1 protein-coding gene and 1 pseudogene are annotated in these 1,162 nt (G+C 66.7%); both read right to left on the bottom strand.

Annotated features, from left to right (window positions below):
• Positions 1-45: 45 nt before the first annotated feature.
• Complete coding sequence (locus ABD901_RS58660; protein WP_380131969.1) at positions 46-834, bottom strand: integrase core domain-containing protein; 789 nt, start codon at positions 832-834, stop codon at positions 46-48.
• Positions 717-1,162 (bottom strand): annotated as a pseudogene (locus ABD901_RS59535) (hypothetical protein); the annotation flags it as partial. The pseudogene ABD901_RS59535 and the gene ABD901_RS58660, both read right to left, overlap by 118 nt.

Below are 1,162 nucleotides of genomic sequence, written 5' to 3'. Positions count from 1 at the left end.
CAATTCTCCGTTCAGGGCGTGTGAGCTGGCGATTCCCGAATGCGGTCAGGCTGCGCGGCGGTATTCATTGATCAAGCCGTGGAGGATTCGTCGCTTGCGTACCGGTCGATCGAGCGGGACCACGATGTCCGGGTCGTGGCGGGGTGGGTGCTGGTCGAGGCTCTGATGTGGACGGTGTTCGTTGAAGTGCCGGGCATAGCCGTCGAGGACGGTACGGGCGTGTCGTTCGTTGTAGATCAAGATGCGGTCGGTGCATTCGCGGCGGACGCTACCGATGAACCGCTCGGCATAGCAGTTCGCCCGTGGTGTCCGCGGCGGGATCCTGACCACCTCAATGCCCTCGGCGGTGAACACCGCGTCGAACGAATTGGTGAACTTGGCGTCACGGTCGCGGACCAGGAACCGGAATGAGCTCGCCCGCTCACCGAGGTCGACGATCAGGTTGCGGGCCTGCTGGGTGGTCCAGTCGCCGGTCGGGTTGGCGGTGACGCCGAGGATATGGATTCTGCGGGTGATCATCTCCATCACGACCAGGATGTAGATCCGCCGCAGCGTGATCGTGTCCAGGTGGAAGAAGTCGGTGGCCAGCAACCCGTGCGCCTGCATGCGCAGGAACTGCCGCCAGCTGGTATCCACGCCGCGTGGCGCCGGCCCTGTCCGGGTGCGGGCCAGGATCCGGCGGATCGTGCCGGCGCCGACCCGATAGCCGAGGCCGGTCAGCTCGCCTTGAATGCGGCGGTGTCCCCACGTCGGGTTCTCCCGCGCGAGCCGGAGGACCAGGTCGCGGATCTCGCTGCTGATCGGTGGCCGACCGGGGCGTTCGGATACGTCCACCGGCGTTGGACCAGCCGACGATGCCAGGCCAGCAGCGTGGCCGGGGTGACCAGGCGATGCCGGCGCAGCCGGCCGGGCAGCAGCCGGGTCAGCGCGGAGAGCACTGCCCGGTCTGGCCAGGACGGTCGAGGCCGACCGACCTGACGGCGCAACACCACGACTTCGTGCCGCAGGACCAGCAGCTCCGCGGTCTTGGCGGCTTCGCTGCGCGACAGCCACACAAGCCAGCCGAACAGCTGAACCATGATCAGATACAACAGCCGGAACACCATCACTGGAGCGTGCAGCCGACCGACGAAACCCCAGCTCACAAACCGTGCGACGAGTT

It is taken from the genome of Dactylosporangium darangshiense, from assembly GCF_039537565.1.
GTDB lineage: Bacteria > Actinomycetota > Actinomycetes > Mycobacteriales > Micromonosporaceae > Dactylosporangium > Dactylosporangium darangshiense.
Note: the sequence above shows the minus strand (reverse complement) of the source record. Positions and strands in the feature narration are given on the sequence as shown.